The organism is bacterium, from assembly GCA_035295165.1.
Taxonomy (GTDB): Bacteria; Sysuimicrobiota; Sysuimicrobiia; order Sysuimicrobiales; family Segetimicrobiaceae; genus JAJPIA01.
Genome location: DATGJN010000108.1, coordinates 64367 through 86226 on the forward strand (window position 1 = coordinate 64367; position 21860 = coordinate 86226).

A 21860-nucleotide genomic window follows, 5' to 3' on the forward strand; every position below is an offset into this window, starting at 1 on the left:
GACTCGCGCGGGCAACATGACTCCGTATCTCACGGCTCCGCCCGTCAAATCGTTCCCGCCTCAGGAACTCCCCACTCCGCGTCCGTTCACCTCGACGCCGACCTCCCGCCGGCCGTTCGCCCTCCTCGGCTCGCATCAGACGACCTTGTCTCGAACGAGCTGTGCAATCTCCGCTTCTCCGTACCCGGCCTCGGCGAGGATCTCGCGCGTGTGCTCCCCGAGATCCGGCGGGTGCCGCCGGATCTGCGCCGGTGTGTCCGACAGCTTGACCGGCACACCCACCGTGCGGATGGCGCCGAGGCGCGGATGCGCCAGTTCCACGACCATCTCGTTGTGTCGGACCTGCGGATCGTCGAGCGCCTCCTGGAGCGAGTGGACCGGCGCGCACAGCAGATCCTCCCGTTCCAGCCGCGCGAGCGCGTCCTCCTGGGTCAGCTCCGCGAACCGCTGGCGGAGGATCGCCTGCAGCTCGCTGCGGTGCGCCGCCTGCGCCTCCTCGGTGGCGAACCGCGGATCCGCGCCGAGCGGCGGCAGCTCGAGCGCGCGGCAGATGTCGCCGAGCGGATCCTGTTTGAACGCGCCGATCAGCACGATCCAATGATCGTCCTTGGTGTGGAACGCGCCGTTGCGGGGCAGGGCGATCCAGTTGACCACCTGTCCGGCGTTCAGCAACGGGGTCGCCTCCTGCTGCTGCATGTACAGCATGGCGTCGAGCAGCGACGACGTCACGAGCTGGCCGGCCCCGGTCTGGTGGCGGGCCAGCAGGGCCAGCAGAATCCCCTGCACGAGCAGCATCCCGGCCCCGAAGTCGCAGAGCGCCGTGCTGAACGGCTCCGGCGGTGCGTCGGGCTCGGCGCGCCGCAGCAGCGCTCCGCCGAGCGCCTGTGCGATGCAGTCCTGGCCGCCCTTCAATCGGTAGGGACCGGTGAGGCCGTACCCGCTGCCGACGGCATAGATCAAGCGAGGGTTCAGCCCGCGGAGCGCCTCGTAGCCCAGCCCGAGCCGCTCCATCGTACCGGGCCGGAAGTTGTGTACGAGCACGTCCGCGCGCGTCGCGAGCCGCAGTACCAGCTCCGTGCCGGCCGGCTGCCGCAGGTCGACGGTCAGCGCGCGCTTGTTGCGATTGCTTGCCAAGAAGACGTAGCTCACCCCGTTCGGCAGCGCGAGCGTCGAACGCAACCAGTCGCCATTACCCGGCCGCTCGATCTTGACGACGTCCGCGCCGAAGTCGCCCAGCATCTGAGTCGCGATCGGCCCGAGCGTGATCTGCGTGAAGTCCAGCACGCGGAGGCCGCTGAGCGGCTGCGGAGCCGCTCCGGCCGTCATCGGCCCGTCCACCGGGGCGCCCGCTTCTCGCGAAAGGCGCGCACGCCCTCGTCCCCGTCCGCGGATGCGATCGCGTCGAGCATCCGCCGCGGGAACCATCGCGCGGCGACCGAGGCCGGCAGATCGAGCGCGCCGAGCGCAACCTGCTTCGTCGCCTCGACCGAGAGCGGCGCGCACGCGACGACATCCGCCGCCCAGCGGTCCGCGGCGGCGCCCAACGCGGGGCCGGGCACAACCTCGTTCACCAACCCGGCGGCCAGTGCCGCCTGCGCGCCGATGCGCCGGCCGGTCAGCAAAAGTCCCATCGCGACCTTGAGCGGGATTTGGCGCGCGAGCATCGCGATGCCGCCGTCCATCGCCATGCGGCCGACGCGGGGTTCCGGAAATCCGAACTCCGCGTGCTCGGCGGCGACAATCAGATCACACGCGAGCGCCAGCTCAAACCCGCCGCCCAGCGCGAAGCCGTTCACCGCGGCGATCACCGGCTTCAGCAGGTCGCGCCGGAGCGAGAGACCGCCCGCCCCGAGCGGGAGCGCGCGCGCAAGGTACTCGATCCCACTCGCCTCCTGCGCGTCCTTCATGTCCGCCCCGGCGCAGAACGCCCGCGTGCCGGTCCCCGTGAGGATCGCCACCCGGATCTCGGGGTCGTCCCGAACGCGGTCCCACGCGCGTTCGAGCGCCTCGTGGGCCGCCCGGGTGAGCGCATTCCTGACCTCTGGCCGGTCGATCGTCACGCGCGCAACCGCCCCGTCCTTTTCGTATCGGATGCCCGCGTCGGTCGTCGCCTCCGTCATCGCTATCGCGTCCCTCCTCCCGCCGCGCTCGCCGCCGCTTCGCCGCCGAGCCCCAGGTCCGCCCCGAGAGCGACCAGGCGCCGCTGCAGCGCCGGCACGTCCACCGCGCGCGGCTCGACCCCGGCCTCCAGCGCCATGGCGGCGGCGGTGCCGGCGGCCTCACCCATCACCATGCACGGCGCGATTTCCCGCGCCAGCCGCTGCGCCTCCGGCGTCGCCGAATAGCACCGGCCGGCCACCAGCATCCCTTCGACGCCCTTCGGCAGGAGCGCCCGGTACGGCATGAAGTAGTCCCGCCCGCGGCCGATCACGTCGGGGAACCGGCGACCGTGCAACACATCGTCCTTCGTCATGACGTACTCACCCTCGAGCACGCGCGTCTGACGGACGCCGGCCTGCGGAGAGGCGTCCAGGATATAGGCCCGTTCGAACCCCGGCATGTGGCCGCGCAGCCACGTCAGCGCGCGCACGAACCGCTCGCGCCCCTCCACTTCCAACCGGGTCAGGTCTTCCACCGACAGGCCGTCGAGCCCGTACACGTGGGGACAGTTGCACCAGATCACGCCCTCACGAGGGGTGCGCAGCCACCAAAGGTCCCACGACCCGCCGATGATGCGCTTGACCTCGGCGTTGAGGGCGCGGGCCTCCTCGGGGTGCCCGCGCTCGAACTGGACGACGCGCTCGACGTCCACCGCCGCGAGCCGGTGGACCAGGCTCAGCATGTATCGTCCGTGCACGAACGGCGCGCCGGCCGCCGCGTAGAGGTCCCCGTCGCCGCTCGCGTCGATGAACATCCGGCCGAGGATCGCTTGGCGGCCGGCCTTGGTTTGCACGATCGCGGCGCGGACCCGGCCGTCCTCGACGATCGCGCGGGAGAACCACGAGTGCATCCGAAGCGCCACCCCGGCTTCGCGGGCCATCGCAAACGCCACCTGCTTCCACGCCTCGGGGTCGAACGCCGCGGCGTACGTCGTGGGGTGCGGCTGCATCCGCGAGTAGAAATCCTCGAACCCCCACCGCGCCCACCGCCACCACAACTCGATGTCCTGCTTGAAACAGTCCGCCTCCGGCGGTTCGACCGCGCCCCCCACGCTCACGAGACGGCGGACCATCTCGTACCCGATCCCCGCGACGGTCCGGCGCTCTCGGTCCGCCATGTCGTCGAGCAGCAGCACCATCCCGCCGGCGGCCATGCCTCCGAGGTAGCCGTACCGCTCGAGGAGGAGCGTGCGCGCGCCGGCGCGGCCCGCGGCGACCGCCGCGGCGAGTCCCGCCGGCCCGCCGCCCACCACCACCACATCGGCCTCCGCAACGACCGGGACGTCCTGGGCAGGCTCGTGCACCACCGTCATGGCGACTCCCCCTCACAAACGCGTGGGCTCACGGTCTCGTCGTCGCGCGAGGCGCTACGGCCTGCGCTCGTGTTCATTCGACGTGCGCGCCGCCGCTCGGACGCCACGGCACGGCGTAATGCTCCACGATCGTGACCACGTTGAACAGCAGGAGCGCGAGCACCGAGGCGACCGTCATCGTCGCGTACAGGAGCGGCGTACGGTAGTCGTACGTCGCCGCCACGATCAGATAGCCCAGGCCGGCGTTGGACCCGATCCACTCGCCCACGATGGCCCCGAGCAGGCTCGCCGTGCTCGCGATGCGCAGCGCCGAAAAGAGGTACGGCAGCGAGGTGGGCCAGCGCAGGTAGCGAAACACCTCCCACCGCGTCGCCGACAGCACCCGCATCAACTCCAGCGCCTGCGCGTCGACCGCGGTGAGGCCGTCGGCCATGTTCACCAGGGTGGGAAAGAACGTGATGAGGGCGGCGATCGCGACCTTCGGCGCATATCCGTTGCCGAGCAGCAACACGAGGATCGGGCTGATCGCCACGATCGGGAGGGTGCGGACCGTCACGGCGAGGGGATACACGCTGTGCCGGAACGTCCGGTTGTGCACGAACCCGACGGCGGTCACGACCGCGATCAGATTGCCGAGGACGAACCCCAGGACCGTCTCGATCAGCGTCGGCCACGTATTGACCAGCAGCGTGTGGGTCTCGGTCCGCAGCGCGCCGAGGACCTGCAGCGGGGCGGGCGCGAGGTACACCGGCACGTGAAACACGACGATGATCGCCTGCCACAGCAGCAGCACGATGACGAAGGTCCCGATCGAGATCGCGTGCCGGCGCCACGGATCTTCGCCGGGCGCCCGGCGCCGCGGCCGCCGCGCCGTCGCCGCGCTCTCCGCCGCCGGAGACCGCCCGGTCGCCGCCATCAGTGCTCCAGCGCCTCCCGCAGCTCCGCCGAAAATCTCGTGAACTCCGGCGTGTCGCGCATGTTCGGGCGGCGCGGGTACGGCAGCCCGATCTCGACCGCGCGGCGGATCTGCGCGGGCCGCGGCGAGAACACCACGACGCGCGACGACAGGTACACCGCCTCGGGGATGCTGTGCGTCACGAACAGGACCGTGCGGCGCGTCTCGGTCCAGATCCGAAGCAGCTCTTCGTTCAGCCGGTCGCGCGTGATCGCGTCGAGCGCGCCGAACGGTTCGTCCATCAGGAGCACGCGCGGGTCGCTCACGAGGGCCCGGGCGATCGCGACGCGCTGCTGCATGCCGCCGGAGAGCTGCGCCGGCCGGACCTGCTCGAACCCCTGCAGCCCGACCAGCTCCAGCAGCGACGCGGGCGAGGGGCCCGACGCGTGCGTTCTGCCCCAGCCGCCGATCCGCAGGGGCAGCGTGACGTTCTCCTGCACGGACAGCCACGGCAGCAGCACCGGTTGCTGGAACACCATCCCGAACGCGCGGGTCCGGCGCGCGTCGGCCGGCGTCGTGCCGAGGATCTCGATCGTGCCGCCCGTCGGCGGGAGAATATCCGCGACGAGCCGCAGCAGGGTTGACTTGCCGCACCCCGAGGGTCCCAGCAGCGAGATGAACTCGCCCTGAGCAATCGAAAGCGTGATGTCGCGGAGCACCTCGAGCGGCTCGCCGTTGCGCTCGAACGACATGGAGACGGCCCGAAGGACGATGGACGGCCCCGCCGCGCCGCGCGTCGACCGCTCGGGTGTCACCGAAACTCCCCCGCCCGCCGTCCGCGCCTACCGTCCATGATCACGAGTGGGGTTACTACGCCGAGGGCGGGAGATCCTGGCACGCGCCTCACCGGGCGCGCGCGCCGGCCACCAACATCGCCACGAACGTCGCGAGATAGGTCGCGGCCGCGAGCGCCACCACGGCCGCGGTCCACCGCACATCCCGCGGACGGTAGACGCGCATATAGAGGTACGCGGCGAGGAAGATCGCGCACTCGGCGAGGTTGAGCGCGAGGAAGAACGGTACCGGCATCCCTCATCCCCGCCCCGCCCTGGCCACGCCGGGGTGAGGCCGTCGACCTCCCGCCGCGCCGCGAGCAGGTTCGCCGACGGCGCCTGATATGGGATGACGCAGCCAGGCGCCACGACGACGCGGTGGCCGTGCGTCTGGCGTACATGGCTCATCGCATTGTTCCTCTTCACGCGCGGCTGGCCCCGATCCGGCACGCCCGACCGTCACAGCCGACAGATCGGCGCCATTGTAACAAACTGACACGGCCACTCCCACGGGTCACGCCGGCGCGGTGCTGCACGACGGAGAGGACGCGACAGGGTCGTGCCGAGAAGTTCTCGAGGCGCCCGGCGGCCTGCGCCACCCCAGCGGGAGACGTGGGCCATCTGCAGTACCGCGAAGGAGGGAACCCCGTGCTCGAGTTGGACCTAGTCTCGCAGTCTCACCTTGTCGAGTACAATCGGGAAATCGCGCGCTGGACACGCCTGTCCGGCAGTCCGGACGAGCAGCACGCCGCGACGTACGCGGCGGCACAGCTCCGCGGGTTCGGCTATGCCGCGCAGGTCGTGACGCACGACGCCTACATCAGCCTGCCCGGCGCGGCGACGCTGCGCGTCACGCGCCCCGAGCCGCGCGAGGTCTTCTGCATCACGCACTCGATGGGGCGATCGACCGGGGTGGCCGGTGTGTCCGGCGATCTCGTTTACGTCGGCAAGGGCCGCCCCGAGGACTACGCGCGCGCCGGCGCCGCCGGGAAGATCGCGCTCATCGACGATCTCGCAACCCCCGAGCAGGCGGTCGCGGGGACCGAGTTGGGCGTGGCGGGGCTCATCTTCATCAGTGGCCGGCATGCGCATGAGATGTGCGTCTCCCCCGTCTGGGGCAACCCAGCCCCGAGCACGGCCGGCACCCTGCCGCGCATTCCGATGGTCTCCGTGCACCAAGAGGACGGCCAGCGGCTGCGCCGCCTCTGCGAGGACGGTCCCGCGATGGTCCACATGACGGCGGACGTCCGGACCGGCTGGACCGGGACGCCGATCGTCATCGCCGATCTCAGCCCCGGGCACCCCGACGCCGAGGCGGAGATGTTCGTCCTGTTCTCAGGGCACCTCGACGGGTGGCACCTCGGCGCGATGGACAACGGGAGCGCCAACGCGACGATGCTCGAGGTCGCGAGAGTACTTGCGCCCCGACGCGGCGGGTTCCGCCGCGGCCTCCGCCTCGCCCTGTGGTCCGGCCACTCCCACGGCCGGTATTCGTCGTCGGCGTGGTACGCGGACAATCACTGGTTCGACCTCGCCGACCACTGCGTCGCGCACGTGAACATCGACTCCGTGGGGGCGGTGGGGGCGGACCGGTTTGTCACGAACTCGATGCCCGAGACGGCGGGGCTCGGCGTCTGGGCCGTCCGACAGGTGGCGGGGGCGGAACTCACGCCCAAGCGCGTCGGCCGCGACTCCGACCAGTCGTTCACGGGGATCGGGATCCCGTCACTGTTCGGCTCTCTCTCGCACCAGGACGACGGCAGCCTCGGGTGGTGGTGGCACACCCCGCACGATACCCTGGACAAGATCGACCCGGCGCGGCTCGCGCGGGACGCCAAGGTCTTCGCGCTGGCCCTGGACCGCCTGCTCACGGACCCGGTCCTCCCGCTCGACTACACCGCGAGCGCGGCCGATCTCCGGGGTCGGTTGGAGGGCCTGGCCGGCGACGCCGGACCGTCGTTCGACCTCTCGCCGGCGATCGACGCGGTCGCGCGCCTGGAGGCGCTCTGCGCACGGGTGCAGCGCGCTGCCGCCGGGGCCACCGGCGCGCGCGCGGGGGCGATCAACGACTGTCTACGGGCGCTCGGACGCGCGCTCATCCCGGCGACGTACACGGTCGCCGGGCGGTACGCGCACGACCCGGCGCTCGACCACACGTTCCTGCCGCGACTCGCGGCCGCCCGGCGGCTTGGGGCGCTGGCCCCAGACAGCGACGAGGCCCGGTTCCTCCGCGTCGATCTGGTACGCGGCCGCAACGCGGTGGTCGATGCGGTGCGAACCGCCTGCCGCGCGGCGGAGGACTGTCTCGCAAGCGGTATGTAACGGGCCACAGAGGACTCGCCCCGACCGCTCACGAAACGTGTCGGCCATTGTCGCCGGAACGATCCAGGCGGAACGACCGTAGGCGGAACAGCATCATTCGTGAAGGAGGGGACACGATGACGCATGGTGGTTGGCGGTCGGGGATCTCTCGCCGCAGGTTCCTCCAGACCCTCGGCCTCGGCGCGGCCGCGCTTGGGGCCGGCACGGCCGGCCTCGACGATCTGCTCCGTCCCGGGGGCGCCGCGGCGGCCGCGGCGGGCCCAGACACGTTGGTCGTGGCGCAGGACACGTCGGTGCAGACCCTGGACCCCAACATCGTCTACGACAACACCGTCCGCATCACCCGGGGCATCTACGAAAGTCTCGTGACGCTGCGGGGCGCCACGGCGCAGATCGTCCCGAGGCTCGCAACGTCGTGGCAGAGCACGCCGGACGCGAAGGTCTGGACGTTCAAGTTGCGGTCCGGCGTCAAGTTCCATGACGGGACGGCGTTCACGTCCGCGGCGGTCAAGAGCACGGTCGAGCGCCTGATCAAGATCAACCGGGGCATGGGCTACGCGTACAAGGGCGTCGTCGACACCATCGACACCCCCGACCCGCTGACGGTCAAGTTCAACCTGACCGGCCCCGACGCGGCGTTCGCGGCCAAGCTGGCGGCCGTGTCGGGCGCGCTGATGGTCAGCCCGGCGGCGATCGCCGCGCATACGTCCGGCACCGACATGGGGCAGGGCTGGCTCGCGACCAACGCGGCCGGCACCGGACCGTACGTGCTGGAGAGCTATGACAAGGGCGCCGGGCAGGTCGTGCTCTCAGCGTTCCCGGGGTACTGGGGCGGGTGGCAGGGGCAGCACGTGAAGCGGATCATCTTCAAGATCACCCCGGAGGCGTCGACGCAACGCCTGATGCTCGAACAGGCCGATGCGGACGTCCTCACGATCGTGGCACCCGACCTCATCGACGCGCTCTCGAAGGAGAACGGGATCAAGGTCGCGTCGTTCCCGACCCAGCGAATCTTCTACATCGCGATGCACTGCCAACGCCCGCCGCTCAACGACGTGAAGATCCGGCAGGCGATCTCCTATGCGTTCGACTACAATGGCGCCCGGGACCTGATCTTCAACGGCAAGCTGGACCCGCTGTACGGCCCGCTGCCCAACACGGATCCGGCGCATCTCTTTGCCGAAGACAAGCCGTACCATCTGGACATGGCGAAAGCCAAGCAGCTCCTCAGCGAGTCGAGCCATCCGACCGGCGGCTTCACGTTGAGCCTGCTCGTGTTCCAGGGCGACCCGACGTACCAGAAGGTCGCGCAGATCATCCAGGCGCAGCTCAAACCGCTCAACATCACCGTCACGATCCAGGAGATGCAGTCCTCCGTCCTGCTGGACAAGGCCGGCAAGCCGGAGACCGCGCCGGACCTGCTGCCGATCCGCAACTACCCCGACTACGCGGACCCCTCGTCGATGCTCGACGCCACGTTCGGCAAGGACGCGTGGGGCACCGCGGGGTGGAACTTCAGCTTCTACGCGAACGACAAGGTCGAAGCGCTGATGAAGCAGGCGAACCAGATCACGAACCAGCCGAAGCGCATCCAGCTGTACAAAGACGCCCAGAAGGTCATCGTGAACGAGGCCGCCGCGATTTTCATCGGGACCTTGATCAACCGCGTACCGATGCGGTCGAACGTCCAAGGGTACAGCTTCAATCCGTACCTGGGCAATACGTTCGACCTGTACGCGATCTCGAAGAGCTAGCCGGCGCCGCAGCCGTTGGCTGCCTACATCCTGAGAAGGCTCGCCCTGCTCCCGCCGTTGCTGGTCGGGGTGAGCCTGCTTCTTTTTATCCTCACCCATCTCGTCCCGGCGGACCCCGCGAAGCTGATCGCCGGCGAGCACGCCGGGCCGGATCAGGTCGCCGCGGTCCGGCACGCGTTCGGCCTGGACCGGCCCCTGCCCGTGCAGTACGTCGTGTACCTCGGGAAGCTGGCGCGCGGGGACCTCGGCATGGCGATGCAGACCAACAGCCCGGTGCTGAGCGACCTGACGGAGTACGTCCCCGCGACGATCGAACTCGCGGGAGCCGCGATGCTGCTGACCATCGTCGTCGGCATCCCCATCGGCGTGCTCTCCGCCGTCCGGTCCGGCAGTGTGATCGACCTGCTCGCGCAGGTCCTGAGTGTGAGCGGGCTCTCGTTCCCGATCTTCTTCTTTGGCATCCTGCTGCAGCTCATCTTCGTCCGGTGGCTGAACTGGTTCCCGCTCGCAGGACGCCTCGCCATCACGGCGACGGCCCCGCCGCACGTGACGGGCCTGTACGTGGTGGACAGCGCGCTCGCCGGCAACCTCGGGGACCTGCAGAGCGCCGCGCTCCACCTCGTCCTGCCGAGCCTGACGCTCGCGCTCACGGCGCTCGCGCCCACGATCCGGATGACGCGCTCAACGATGCTCGAGGTCCTTTCGCAGGACTACGTCCGAACCGCCTGGGCCAAGGGCCTGGTGTCGAAGCGCGTGTTCCTCCACCACGGACTGCGCAACGCGCTCATCCCGGTGATCACCGTCCTGGGACTGTACACCAGCAGCCTGCTCGGTGGCGTCTTCCTGGTCGAGTTGATCTTCAACTGGCCGGGCGTCGGGCTCTACAGCGTCAACGCAATCACGACGCTCGACTACTCGGCGATCATGGGGACGTCTCTGCTCCTGACCGTGATGTTCGTCCTGATCAACCTCGGCGTGGACATCCTGTATGCTGTCGTCGACCCCCGCATCCGCTACTAGTATCGGGACCACCGCCGGGACGAGCTATCTGCGCCGCTCGTTCCGGCTGCTCACGCGCATCCCGGGAGCGTGGATCGGCGCGGCGAGCGTCGCGCTGCTGGTCCTGGTCGCGTTGTTCGGCCCGGCGGTGGCGCCGCACGATCCGTTCCACATCTCGGCCGCGGAGAAGCTCCAAGGCCCGTCGCCCAACCACTGGTTCGGGACCGACGACCTGGGGCGGGATCTGCTCAGCCGGGTGCTCACCGGCGCCCGCATCTCCCTCGCCGTCGCCGTCGTCGTCCTCGTCTTGGCGATGGTGCTCGGCGTCGGTCTCGGGCTGATCGCGGGCTACTGGGGCGGATGGGTGGATGAAGTGCTGATGCGCACCACCGACGTGTTTCTCGCGTTTCCGCGGCTCGTCCTGGCGGTCGCGATCGCCGCGACGCTGGGGGCCGGGTTGTCCAACACCGTGCTCGCGATCGCCCTGTCGTGGTGGCCGTGGTACACCCGCCTCGTTCGCGGGCAGTTGCTGTCGATGCGCGAGCAGGAGTACGTCCAGGCCGCCGTCTCCCTCGGCGCGGGGCGACCGCGCATCTTGCTCCGCCACCTCCTCCCCAACGTCGGCACGACGGTCGTGATCCAGGCTTCGATCGACATCGGGTTCGCGATCCTGGCGACGGCGAGCCTGAGCTTCATCGGCCTCGGCGCGCAGCCGCCCACGCCGGAGTGGGGCGCGATCATCGCACAGGCGCGCAGCTACATGGTGGATGCCTGGTGGTATCCGACGTTTCCGGGGATGGCGATCTTCTTCGCCGTGCTCGGCTTCAACCTGCTCGGGAATGCGGTCCGTGACGCGTTCGACCCGCGGCTTCGCTCCGTCGCGTAGCCGAAATCGCCGCCGCTTCCTCGGCACCCGGGGGGGTCCAACCGACGCGCCGCGGATGCGCGCCGCCGTTCGCGTCGTTTAGCGTAGGGACCGCAGTTGCCCCCGGGACCCCGGGGTACCGTGTGCCCGCCCGGCCGGGCAGGGAGCGGGCGCGGGGCGTCCAAGCTAACAAGCTAATCGGAGAGGTGGGATGGACCCATGACATACCGGACGGGCGCACCGCGCCCCTCGGCGAGGCCGCCACAACCGGTTCGATCGTCCCCGCACCACGGATGGCGCCGGCGGGGCCTCGCGCTGACGGCCGCGATCGCCGGCTTGGTCCTCGCCGGGTGCAGCGCCCGGGCACGGACGCCAGACACTCGGGCCGTCGCCCCGCCGCCTCCGGCCGTCGTCGTCACGGAGGCGATCCAGCGGACCGTGCCGATCTACGAAGAGAACGTGGCCCAAACAGTCGCCGTCCAGACCGTCGACCTGAAGGCACAGATCGGCGGCACGCTCGAGCAGGTCCTGTTTAAGCAGGGCGCCGAGGTGAAACACGGACAGCTGCTGTTCGTCATCGATCAGCGTCCGTACACGGCGGCGCTCCAATCGGCGCAGGCGCAGCTGGCGACCGCGCAGGCCAACCTGCAGCAGGCGCTCGAACAGGTGCAGCTCGCCCAGGCCAAGGCGCAACTGGCGGCACTCCAAGCGACGCAGGTGAACGCCCAGAAGCAGGTGGAGCGCGACCGCTATCTCGTGGCGCAGCAGGCGGTCGCCCAGCAGCAGCTGGACAACGATACCGCGGCGGAGCAGGCGGCGGCGGCCAACGTGGCGGCGCAAGTCGCGGTGGTGAAGAACACGGCCCTGTCGACGCAGACCGGCATCCAGCAGGCCCGCGCGGGCGTCCAGCAGGCCCAGGCGGCCGTGACGCAGGCCCAGCTGAACCTCCACTATACGACGGTCCAGGCGCCGGTCGACGGCGTCGTCGGGCTGTTGAGCGTGGATCAGGGCAACCTCGTCGGGGCCAACGCGCAGCTCGCGACGATGTCCACGGTGGACCCGATCGTCGCGCAGTTCCATTTGAGCGAGGTGACGTTCCTCGGCCTCCTGAAGCGCGCCTCCACGGAGGCGGCCCGCACGGGAGCGAGCGCCCTGAACGTGCCGTCGTTCCAGTTGGTGCTGGCGGACGGCAGCACCTATCCGCACCCCGGCACGTTCCGGACCCTTGACCGGGCCGTGGATCCGCAGACCGGGACGATCATCGTGCAAGCGGTATTCCCCAATCCCGAGCGGCTGCTGCGGCCGGGCATGTATGCTCGGGTGCGCGCCAAGCTGCAGGATCGTCCGAACACCGTCCTCGTCCCGCAGGTGGCGATCCAGGAAGTGCAGGGCGTCAAGACGGTGTTCGTGGTTGGGTCGGACAACACGGTCTCGGTGCGGTCGCTCACGGACGGTGGGCCGTACGGGCAGTTCTTCATCGTCCTCGACGGCGTGCGCGCCGGGGAGCGAGTGATCGTGGAGGGTGTGCAAAAGGTGCGCCCGGGGATCCGGGTGTCGCCGACGACCCGGCCCGCACCGCCCCTCCCCGGGACGAACGGGCTCGCGGTTCCGACCGGGGGCCGCCCGTGCTGAGTCGGTTCTTCATTCACCGCCCGATCTTCGCGATGGCGATCTCGATATTGATCGTCATCGTTGGCGCCCTGTCCTACACCGCGCTCCCGCGCGAGCAGTACCCGAACATCGCGCCTCCGACCGTGACCGTCAGCACCACCTACATCGGCGCGAGCGCAGAGGTGGTCGCCCAGAACGTCGCCGTACCGATCGAGGAGGCCGTCAACGGAACCCCCGGCGTGCTCTATATGCAATCGCAGAGCACGGCGAACGGGCAGTACACGTTGACCGTGACCTTCGCGCTCGGGACCGACCCCGACCTCGATGCCGTGGCGGTCCAGAACCGCGTCAGTCAAGCCTCCGCCAACCTGCCCGCCGCCGTGAACAATTTCGGCCTCACGGTACGCAAGGCGTCACCCAACTTCTTGATGGGCGTCTCAGTGTACTCGCCGGACGACAGCTACGACCCCACGTTTCTCTCCAACTACGCGTTGCTCCACTTGGTGGATCCGTTCCTCCGGGTTCCCGGCATCGGCGACTACTTCATCTTCCCGCAGCGGAGCTACGCGCTCCGCGCCTGGCTGAGCCCCGACCGGCTGGCGGCGCTCGGGTTGACGTCGGGCGACGTGTCGAACGCGATCACGTCGCAAAACGTCATCGCCCCGACCGGGACGCTCGGACTGCGGCCGAGCCTCCCGGGCACGCAGATCCAGTACACGGTAACCGCGAACGGACAGGTGTCGGATGCGAGCCAGCTCGACAACATCGCGGTGCACACGCTGCCCGACGGCACCGTCGTGCGCCTGCGGGACGTCGCGCGGACCGAACTCGGCGCGCAGGATTACGGCACGAGCGGCTGGCGGAATGGGCACCCCTCCGCCATCATCATTCTTCTGCAGAGCCCGGGGTCGAACGCACTGGCGGCGTCCCAGGGGGTGCGCGCCGCGCTCGCGGGCCTGTCTAAGCAGTTCCCGCCGGAACTCACCGCGGACATCGCGTTCGACAGCACGCTGTTCATCACCGCGGCGCTGAACGACGTCACCCGAACCCTCGGGCTGGCGGTGCTCCTCGTCCTCGTCGTCGTCACGGTCTTCCTCGGCCGGGCCCGCGCGACCCTCATCCCGATGCTCGCCATCCCCGTGTCCCTCATCGGCGCGTTTGCGATCTTCAACGCCTTGGGCTTCACCGTCAACATCTTGACGATGTTCGCCCTGACGCTCGCGATCGGGCTTGTCGTGGACGACGCGATCGTCGTCGTCGAAGCGGTGGAGCGCCACATCGATGAGGGCCTTGCGCCGCTCGCCGCAGCGGAGGCCGCGATGCGCCAGGTCCAGGCGCCCATCATCGGCATCGTGCTCGTGCTCGACGCCGTGTTCCTCCCGACCGCCTTCATCGGCGGCCTCAGCGGACAGCTGTACCGGCAGTTTGCGCTCACCCTGGTCTCGGCCGTGACCCTCTCTGGGCTGGTGGCGCTCACGCTGACGCCGGCGCTCTGCGGGCTGCTGCTGCAGCCCCGCGCCGCCGCCCGCGGGCCGCTCGCCTGGTTCTTCGGGGGGTTCAACGCCCTCTTCGCGTGGGGCACCGATCTCTACATCAGGCTGCTCCGCTGGGCGATCCGCGTCCGGTGGGGTATGCTCGTCGCCCTCGCGCTTGTCGCCCTGATCGCGTTCGAGATCGTACGCATCCTACCGTCAACGTTCGTGCCGATCGAGGACCAGGGGTTCTTCGTCGTCGCGTTCCGCCTGCCCGACGGGGCAACGCAGGATCGCACCGAAAACGTCGAGCGGAAGGCCGAGCAGTTCCTGCGGACTCTTCCCGGCGTCGACCAGATCTTTACGATCGGGGGCTACGACATTCTCGGCGGCGGGGTCATCAACTCCAACGCCTTTGCCGCGTTCGTCACCCTGCGGCCCTGGGACGAACGCCGCTCCCGCGACGAGCAGCTGTTTCCGCTCCTCGTGCGCGCCAACGCCGCGTTCTCCCGGTTTCCCGAAGCGATCGGGTTCGCGTTCCCGCTTCCGCCGCTCCCCGGGGAGGGCAACGTCAACGGGTTCCAGTTCATCGCGGAAGACCGAAACGGCACCAGCGACTTCAACGCGCTGGCGCGGGTGGCGCAGGGGGTCATCGGCGCCGCGAGCACCCATCCCGAGGTGACCGCGCTGTCCACCGGGTTCCGCACGACGACGCCGCGCTACAACGTGGTCGTGAACCGGGACAAAGCCGCGACCCTCGGCGTGTCGTTGGACAGCGTCTACCAGGGCCTGTCCGCGTTCCTCGGCGGGCTGCAGATCAACAACGTGACCCTCTTCGGGCGGGTTTACAAGGTCATGATCCAGGCCGAGCCGGCGTTCCGCATGACCGCGGACAACATCGGGGGGCTGTACGTCCGCAGCGCGGCAGGCGGCATGGTGCCGCTCAGCACGCTCGTCGCGGTCACCCCGGGCAGCGGACCGGCGACCGTCACGCGCTACAACGGCTACTATGCCGCCGAGATCGACGGGCAGGCCCCGTTCGGCGCCAGCTCCGCGCGTGCGATCGACGTGATGGAACAGGTGGCGCGCACGGCGCTTCCCGCCGGGTACGGATACGAGTGGACCGGGTTGGCCTATCAGGAGAAACAGGCCGGGGGCACTCAGGCGCTGATCTTCATGCTCGCGCTCGTGCTCGTGTTTCTGCTTCTCGCGGCGCTCTACGAGAGCTGGTCCATTCCGTTCAGCATCTTGCTCAGCGTGCCCATCGCGGCGTTCGGCTCGCTCGCGGCTATTATGGTGCGCGGGATCCTGTTCCGGGATGTGCTCAGCGATGTCTACGTGCAAATCGGACTGGTCATGCTCATCGGTCTCACGGCGAAGAACGCGATCCTGATCGTCGAGTTCGCCAAGGAACAGCATGAACGGGAGGGGTTGCCTGTGATCGACGCCGCGATCGCGGGGGCGCGGTTGCGGCTTCGCCCGATCCTGATGACGTCGCTCGCGTTCGTGTTCGCCGCGATGCCGATGGTGTTCGCCACGGGCGCCGGCGCCAACTCGCGCCACTCGCTCGGCACCGGCGTGGTGGGCGGCATGACCACGGCCACCTTGATGGGGATCTTCTTTATCCCCGTGCTCTACGTGCTGGTGGCGGGCGGTCGCGGGCGGCGCGGACATCGCGACACGCCACCGTCCCCTGCCCCCGATGCACCAAGCGCACCGGCGCCGGAAACCGCGCCTGGGGAGGGATCCTCCGACCACGGAACGCCACCGGGCTCGGAGCGCGACCCGGGATAGGGCGCGCCGGAGGCGAGTCGACTCAACCCTGGCCAGCGGAGCGTTGGGGTGTGCTCAGCGCGCCCGCTCGGTCTTGGCCTCCAACAGGTAGTTTGCGTACCGCTCCCGGAGCACTTTCTTGTCGTATTTGCCGACGCTCGTCTTCGGCACTTCGGCGATGAAGACCACGTCGTCGGGCGTCCACCAGGATGGGAACCGGCCCTTGAGGTGCTCGAGAATGTCTTCCTTCGTCACCGTGCGCCCGGGCTTGGCGACGACGCAGGCCAGGGGCCGCTCCTGCCACTTGGGATGCGCGACGCCGACGACCGATGCCTCGGCGACCGAGGGATGGGCGATGATCGCGTTCTCGAGATCGACCGACGAGATCCACTCGCCGCCGGACTTGATGACGTCCTTCATCCGGTCGACGATGCCGAGATATCCCTCGGGGTCGACCGTCGCCACGTCCCCCGTGCGGTACCAGCCGTTCTGAAACGTGTCGGCCGTGCGTGGGTCCCGATAGTATTCATCGGCGATCCAGGGGCCGCGGAGCCAGACCTCGCCCATCGTCTTGCCGTCCCACGGCACGTCGCCGCCATCACCGCCCACGACCCGCATCTCCAGGCCGGGGACGAGGAGCCCTTGCCGAACCTTCACGTCGTACCTGCGGTCGTCGTCCCACGCCGCCATGTGCGGCTTGAGGCTGCACACGTGCGTGAGCGGCGCGGCCTCGGTCATGCCGTACGCGTGGATGAACCGCGCGCCGAGCCGCTTCTCCATGCCCTCGATCACCGCGCGCGGCGCTGCGGACCCGCCGCACAACACCCGGTTCAGGCTCGATAGGTCGAATGTCTCGTTCTCCAGCAGCGCGAGGACCGCCATCCACACGGATGGGACCCCGGCCGCCAGCGTCACCTTCTCGTTCTGGATCAGCTCGCAGTACGCACGCGCGTCCGGGCGCGGCCCGGGCAGCACCAGCTTGGCGCCCATCCACACGCCGGAAAACGGAAGGCCCCACGCGTTGACGTGGAACATCGGCACAATGGGCAGGATCGTATCCTGCTGCGAGACCGCGACCGTGTCCGCCAGCGACAGCGCCAGTCCGTGTAGCCACAGGGCCCGGTGCGTAAACGTGACGCCTTTCGGCATGCCGGTCGTGGCTGAAGAGAAGCACATGCCGGCCGGGTCCCACTCGTCCAGCTCCGGCCACCGACGCATCGGCGCCGCCGACGACAGCAGCTGCTCGTAGGACGACACGTTCGGCAGCCCGGTGGCCGGAACATCGCCGTCGCTCATGACGATGTAGCGGGTGACGGTCGTCAGTTGCGGCGCGATCGCTTCCAGCAGCGGGATCAGGTCCGCATCAACGAGGATGATCCCATCCTCGGCATGGTTGATGATGTGGGTGAGGTGCGCCTGGGGCAACCGGAGATTCAGGGTGTGGTACACCGCACCGATCGACGGAATCGCGAAGTACGCCTCCAGGTGCCGGTGCTGGTTCCAGGCCAACGTGGCGACGCGATCACCCTTGCGCACGCCGAGCGTGGTGAGCGCCGAGGCCAGCCGTCGCACCCGCTGTCCGAAGTCTCGGTACGTGTACCGGAAGATCCCGGAGGCGGTCCGCGATACGATCTCCCGCCCCGGGAAGAGCCCCTCGCCTCGTTCGAGCATGGCCGGCAACGTCAACTGGTACCGCATCGTCGCCATCGTCTGCGTCCCTCCTCGGGTTCGTCCCTACACCGCCGGCAGTCCCAGCCGGTATCCGCCCATCTCGAGCACGCTCTCCGCGACCGCCCGGGGTCCCGCGACAGGGTCCACCGGCGTCGTCGCTAGCAACCGCTGGACGCCGGCGAGCGTCTGGCGGGCCCCCGCGGTCCCTTCGGCCGCCACCACGATCCTGGCCGCGGCATCGGCGAAGGACGGCAGCGCCTCGGCCGCGGCCAGCGCGCCGATCCGCGCCATCAGGCCGTCGCCCGACGCCCCGCCGTTCTGGCGCGCGCGCAGCACGCCGGACTCAACGGCAAACACCGTGATGATCAAGTCGCTGAGCCAGGCCAGGACCTCCTGCTGCTCGGTGACCTCCTTCCCGAACCGCTCGATGGCCCGTCCGAGACACGCGAGCGCGACCGTCTTCATCCGCGACAGCACATCGGCGGGGTCACTCTCCCCGCCGGGTGGCGTCGGCCCGGTCGCGGCTTGACCGAGCGTGTCGGCGGCGTGTCGCGCCGCGTCCAGAAGCGGCAGGCGTCCGCCGGCGGCCCGGCGGAGGAGTTGTCCGGAGATCAGCAGCCGGTTGATCTCGTTCGTGCCTTCGTACAGCCGGTTGATGCGCGCGTCCCGGTACGCCCGCGCGGCGGGATACGATTCGATGAACCCGGAGCCCCCGTAGATCTGCACCATCTCGTCCACGACCAGATCGAGCATCTCAGAGGCGAAGACCTTGTTGATCGCGCACTCGGGCGCGTGCTCCTCGAGTGCCCCGGCCACGTCTTTGGGCTCCGCGTCTCCGTCGCGGTCGACTCGGCCCAGGGCGCGATCGAGCAGGCCGCCCGCGCGGTACACCATGCTCTCGGCGAGATACAGGCGCGTGGCCATCGCCGCAAGTTTCTGCCGGATCAGCCCGAACGACGCGATCGGATGCCCGAACTGGGAGCGCTCTTGCGCATACGCCACCGCGTGACGGAGGGCGTGCTTGGCCGCGCCGACGCACCCCGCGGCCAGTTTGAGCCGGCCGACGTTCAGGATATTGAACGCGATCGTGTGCCCCCGGCCAATCTCACCGAGCACGCGGTCGCGAGGGACCCGGACGTCGTCCAGGAACAACGACGTGGTCGACGACCCGGTGATGCCGAGCTTGTGTTCCTCGGGGCCGACGGCGAACCCGGGCGTCTCGCGGTCGATGATGAAGCACGTGAACTGGGTCCCGTCGACTTTGGCGTACAGGATGAAGACGTCGGCGATGCCCCCATTCGTGATGAACTGCTTGGTGCCGCTGATGCGGTACGCCGCGCCGCCCGGCTCCGGCACCGCGCGGGTGCGGATCGAGAGGGCATCCGAGCCGGCGGTCGGTTCGGTCAGCGCGTAGGCGCCGATCAGCTCCCCCGTCACCATCCGTGGCAGATAGCGCGCACGCTGGGCGGGTGTGCCGAAGAAGACGATCGGCAGCATCCCGATCGTCACGTGTGCGCCAACGCTCGACGAGAGGGACCCGCGGGAGATGGTCTCGGCCAGCACCAGGCCCATGATGCGGTCGCTCTCCAGGCCTCCGTAGTCGGCCGGCACATCCGCCGCGAAGACGCCGAGGTCGGCGGCCTTCCTGAGCACGCTCTTGAGGAGAGACAGATCCTTCTCCTCCAGCCGCGCGTCGACCGGCTCGACCTCGTGCTGGAGCCACGTTCGGACGGAGCGGGCCATGAGGCGGTGTTCGTCCGTGAAGCGCTCGGGCGTGTACACGTCCCCGGGGAGAGACGGTTCGAGCAGCCACTGTCCGCCTACGGGGTGCGGCGCGCCCATCTCCTGCTCACTCCCCACCGTCCGCGCCGTCACGCCGGGTCGCACCGGCGGACGGCGACGGGTACGTGTACCATCCCTTGCCGGTCTTGCGCCCAAACTCGCCGCGCTCGCACTTGTCGGTCACGCTGCGCGCGGGGCGCTGCGCGGGGTCGCCGGTTTCTTGGAACCGCTGCATCCGGACGTCGTGCGCAACGTCGATGCCGACGAAGTCCATCAGTTCGAACGGGCCCATCGGGTGGCCCAGCCCCTTCTTCACCGCGATGTCGATGTCTTCGAACGACGCGATCCCGCCCTCGTAGAGACGCACCGCCTCGTCGACGAGGGCGGCGAGGATGCGGTTGACCAGGAATCCGGAGATCTCTTTGCGCAGCAGCACGGGGGTGCGGCGCATGCGGCGGGCGAGCTGCATCGCGGTCGCGGCCGTCGTCTCGCTGGTCTGCGGAGACATCCCCACCTCGACGAGTTCGATGACGAGCGGCGGGTTGAAGAAATGCATGTTGCAGACGCGATCGGGGCGCGCGGTCACCGAGGCGAGGAGGGACGCGCGAATCGTGCTGGAGTTCGTGGCGAGGATCGCGTGAGCGGGCGCCAGGCGATCGAGCGCGCGGAAGACCGCCTGCTTCTCGTCGAGCCGTTCGACCACCGCCTCGATGACGAAATCCGCCTCCGCCGCGCCGTCCGCCAACGAGGTGGACCAGCGCAGCCGCGCCAGGGCGTCCGCCGCCTGCGCTTCGGTCAGGCGGTTGTGCTGCGTCCACCGCTCCGCGTGTGCTCGGACGCTGCTCCGCGCGGTGTCCAGCGCCTCCGCCCGCACGTCCACGACGGACGTCCGGCAGCCGGCGAGCGCACCCAGCATCGCGATCTGGTGGCCCATCGCTCCGGCGCCGACGACGCACAGCGCGTGGACCACCCGACCGTCAACGGCCGCGGTCCTCGTCTCCGTGCCGGTCTCCACGTCGCCCTCCCGTCGGTGGTGCGGCCTCAGGCAGCCTCGACCACCGCAGCGATCCCCTGCCCCCCGCCGATGCAGAGGGACGCCAGGCCGTACCGTCCGCCGCGATGCCGAAGTTCGTAGAGCAGAGTCAGCAGCAGCCGCGCGCCGCTTGCGCCGATCGGATGCCCGAGTGCAATCGCCCCCCCGTTGATGTTGACGCGGGCGCGATCGAGTCCCAACTCGGCCTCGACCGCCAGGTACTGCGCGGCAAACGCCTCGTTGATCTCGATGACATCCATCTGGTCAAGCCGCAGTTCGGCACGCGCAAGCGCCTCCCGGCTCGCCGGGGCCGGCCCGATGCCCATGATGTCCGGAGGCACGCCGACTGCGGCCCACGAGACCAAGCGACCGAGCGGCCGGGCACCCAGACGGTCGGCCGCGCCGGGCGAGGCGAGGACCACGGCCGCCGCGCCGTCGTTGATGCCGCTGCTGTTTCCAGCGGTGACCGTGCCGGCCTCCCGAAACCGCGCGGGCAACTTGCCGAGTCTGTCCACGGTGCTCTCGGGCCGAATGTGCTCGTCCTCGGCGACCGCCGCGGTGCGTCCACCGGGACCCGGCGCATCGACCGGGATGATTTCTTCGGCGAACCGGCCGCTCGTCCGCGCGCGGGCGGCCAGGGCGTGACTCCGAGCCGCAAACTCGTCCTGCGCCTCCCGCGTGAGGTGGTAGCGGTCTGCCAAATTTTCGGCGGTTTCCGCCATCCCGAGTCCGCAGGCCTGGTCGGTCAGCGCGGCCCACAACGTGTCGTCCAAGGTCGCCGGTCCGAGCGGCAGCCCTTCGCGGGCGCCCCGGACGACGAACGGGGCCTGGCTCATGTTTTCCGCGCCGCCGGCCAGCACCACGTCGGCTTCCCGCGCCTCGATCAGCCGGGCGCCGTAGACCGCCGCTTCAAGCCCCGATCCGCACAGGCGGTTGAGGGTCACCGCGGGACACTCGATGCGAAGGCCGGCGCCGAGCCCGATGTGGCGCGCCAGGTACACGGCATCCCCGCTCGATTGCACGACGTTGCCGAACGCAACGTGGTCGACGGCGTTGGGAGCGACCCCGGACTTCGTCAAGGCACCGCGTGCCGCCGCGACGCCGAGCTGGGTGGCCGAGACGCGGTGGAGACCTCCGCCGAAGCGGCCGAACGCGGTGCGTGCGCCATCAAGAATCACAACGCTCATCGCGCGGCCCCTTTCTCGCCTCTGGCGCGTCGTCGCGGTCGTCCCCGCTCAGAGCGGGGCAGTCCTGCCTCACTCGATGTCAGGCGGCGAGGTAGGGGATCAAATACGTGGCCCGCGCGGAAATCCCTATCGAGGGCGGAGCAGGAGGCCTGCGGGTGCGGTCGGGACGCCCGCGCGGACCCCGGATGGCT

General features: G+C 69.7%; 16 protein-coding genes. 6 read left to right on the forward strand and 10 right to left on the reverse strand.

Annotation, left to right across the window (positions count from 1 at the left end; all coding sequences use genetic code 11):
* Positions 1-135 precede the first annotated feature (135 nt).
* The 6 genes from VKZ50_18830 to VKZ50_18855 form a co-directional block, all read right to left on the reverse strand.
* Positions 136-1326, reverse strand: coding sequence for a CoA transferase (locus VKZ50_18830; GenBank protein ID HLJ61785.1), 1191 nt, complete (start codon positions 1324-1326; stop codon positions 136-138).
* Positions 1323-2120 carry an enoyl-CoA hydratase-related protein gene (locus VKZ50_18835; GenBank protein ID HLJ61786.1) on the reverse strand — a complete coding sequence of 266 codons (798 nt, stop codon included), beginning with the start codon at positions 2118-2120 and terminating at the stop codon, positions 1323-1325. The genes VKZ50_18830 and VKZ50_18835 overlap by 4 nt, the downstream gene beginning before the upstream one ends.
* A 2-nt stretch (positions 2121-2122) precedes the next feature.
* Positions 2123-3472, reverse strand: a complete 1350-nt coding sequence (locus VKZ50_18840; protein ID HLJ61787.1) for an FAD-dependent oxidoreductase — start codon at positions 3470-3472, stop codon at positions 2123-2125.
* Between the two features lie 73 nt (positions 3473-3545).
* Entirely contained in the window at positions 3546-4388 is an 843-nt protein-coding gene (locus VKZ50_18845) for an ABC transporter permease (protein HLJ61788.1), read from the reverse strand.
* A complete protein-coding gene (locus tag VKZ50_18850; GenBank protein ID HLJ61789.1) occupies positions 4388-5182 on the reverse strand; it encodes an ABC transporter ATP-binding protein in 795 nt (264 codons plus the stop codon). The genes VKZ50_18845 and VKZ50_18850 overlap by 1 nt, the downstream gene beginning before the upstream one ends.
* An 88-nt stretch (positions 5183-5270) precedes the next feature.
* Positions 5271-5456: a hypothetical protein gene (locus VKZ50_18855; GenBank protein HLJ61790.1), complete on the reverse strand. Its 186-nt coding sequence runs from the start codon at positions 5454-5456 to the stop codon at positions 5271-5273.
* Between the two features lie 392 nt (positions 5457-5848).
* Between VKZ50_18855 and VKZ50_18860 the strand changes: the two genes are divergently transcribed.
* The 6 genes from VKZ50_18860 to VKZ50_18885 all read left to right on the forward strand — a co-directional run bounded on the left by VKZ50_18860 (position 5849) and on the right by VKZ50_18885 (position 16017).
* Positions 5849-7522, forward strand: coding sequence for a M28 family peptidase (locus tag VKZ50_18860; protein ID HLJ61791.1), 1674 nt, complete (start codon positions 5849-5851; stop codon positions 7520-7522).
* A 116-nt stretch (positions 7523-7638) separates the two neighbouring features.
* The gene (locus VKZ50_18865) at positions 7639-9276 is read left to right on the forward strand and encodes an ABC transporter substrate-binding protein (protein ID HLJ61792.1); all 1638 of its coding nucleotides are present in this window, start codon (positions 7639-7641) and stop codon (positions 9274-9276) included.
* Positions 9277-9291: 15 nt separating this feature from the next.
* The gene (locus VKZ50_18870) at positions 9292-10296 is read left to right on the forward strand and encodes an ABC transporter permease (GenBank protein ID HLJ61793.1); all 1005 of its coding nucleotides are present in this window, start codon (positions 9292-9294) and stop codon (positions 10294-10296) included.
* Positions 10265-11161: a nickel transporter permease gene (gene nikC, locus VKZ50_18875; protein ID HLJ61794.1), complete on the forward strand. Its 897-nt coding sequence runs from the start codon at positions 10265-10267 to the stop codon at positions 11159-11161. The genes VKZ50_18870 and nikC overlap by 32 nt, the downstream gene beginning before the upstream one ends.
* A 198-nt stretch (positions 11162-11359) precedes the next feature.
* Positions 11360-12772 carry an efflux RND transporter periplasmic adaptor subunit gene (locus VKZ50_18880; protein HLJ61795.1) on the forward strand — a complete coding sequence of 471 codons (1413 nt, stop codon included), beginning with the start codon at positions 11360-11362 and terminating at the stop codon, positions 12770-12772.
* The gene (locus tag VKZ50_18885; protein ID HLJ61796.1) at positions 12766-16017 is read left to right on the forward strand and encodes an efflux RND transporter permease subunit; all 3252 of its coding nucleotides are present in this window, start codon (positions 12766-12768) and stop codon (positions 16015-16017) included. Before VKZ50_18880 ends, VKZ50_18885 begins: the two co-directional genes overlap by 7 nt.
* A 54-nt stretch (positions 16018-16071) precedes the next feature.
* On the opposite strand, the gene VKZ50_18890 is transcribed toward VKZ50_18885, so the two are convergent.
* Genes VKZ50_18890 through VKZ50_18905 form a run of 4 tightly spaced genes read right to left on the reverse strand, consistent with a single transcriptional unit; the run spans position 16072 to position 21669 of the window.
* Entirely contained in the window at positions 16072-17694 is a 1623-nt protein-coding gene (locus VKZ50_18890) for a long-chain fatty acid--CoA ligase (GenBank protein HLJ61797.1), read from the reverse strand.
* A 36-nt stretch (positions 17695-17730) separates the two neighbouring features.
* Positions 17731-19542 carry an acyl-CoA dehydrogenase family protein gene (locus VKZ50_18895; protein ID HLJ61798.1) on the reverse strand — a complete coding sequence of 604 codons (1812 nt, stop codon included), beginning with the start codon at positions 19540-19542 and terminating at the stop codon, positions 17731-17733.
* Positions 19517-20464 carry a 3-hydroxyacyl-CoA dehydrogenase family protein gene (locus tag VKZ50_18900; GenBank protein ID HLJ61799.1) on the reverse strand — a complete coding sequence of 316 codons (948 nt, stop codon included), beginning with the start codon at positions 20462-20464 and terminating at the stop codon, positions 19517-19519. Before VKZ50_18900 ends, VKZ50_18895 begins: the two co-directional genes overlap by 26 nt.
* A 26-nt stretch (positions 20465-20490) precedes the next feature.
* The gene (locus tag VKZ50_18905; GenBank protein HLJ61800.1) at positions 20491-21669 is read right to left on the reverse strand and encodes an acetyl-CoA C-acyltransferase; all 1179 of its coding nucleotides are present in this window, start codon (positions 21667-21669) and stop codon (positions 20491-20493) included.
* Between the last annotated feature and the right edge of the window lie 191 nt (positions 21670-21860).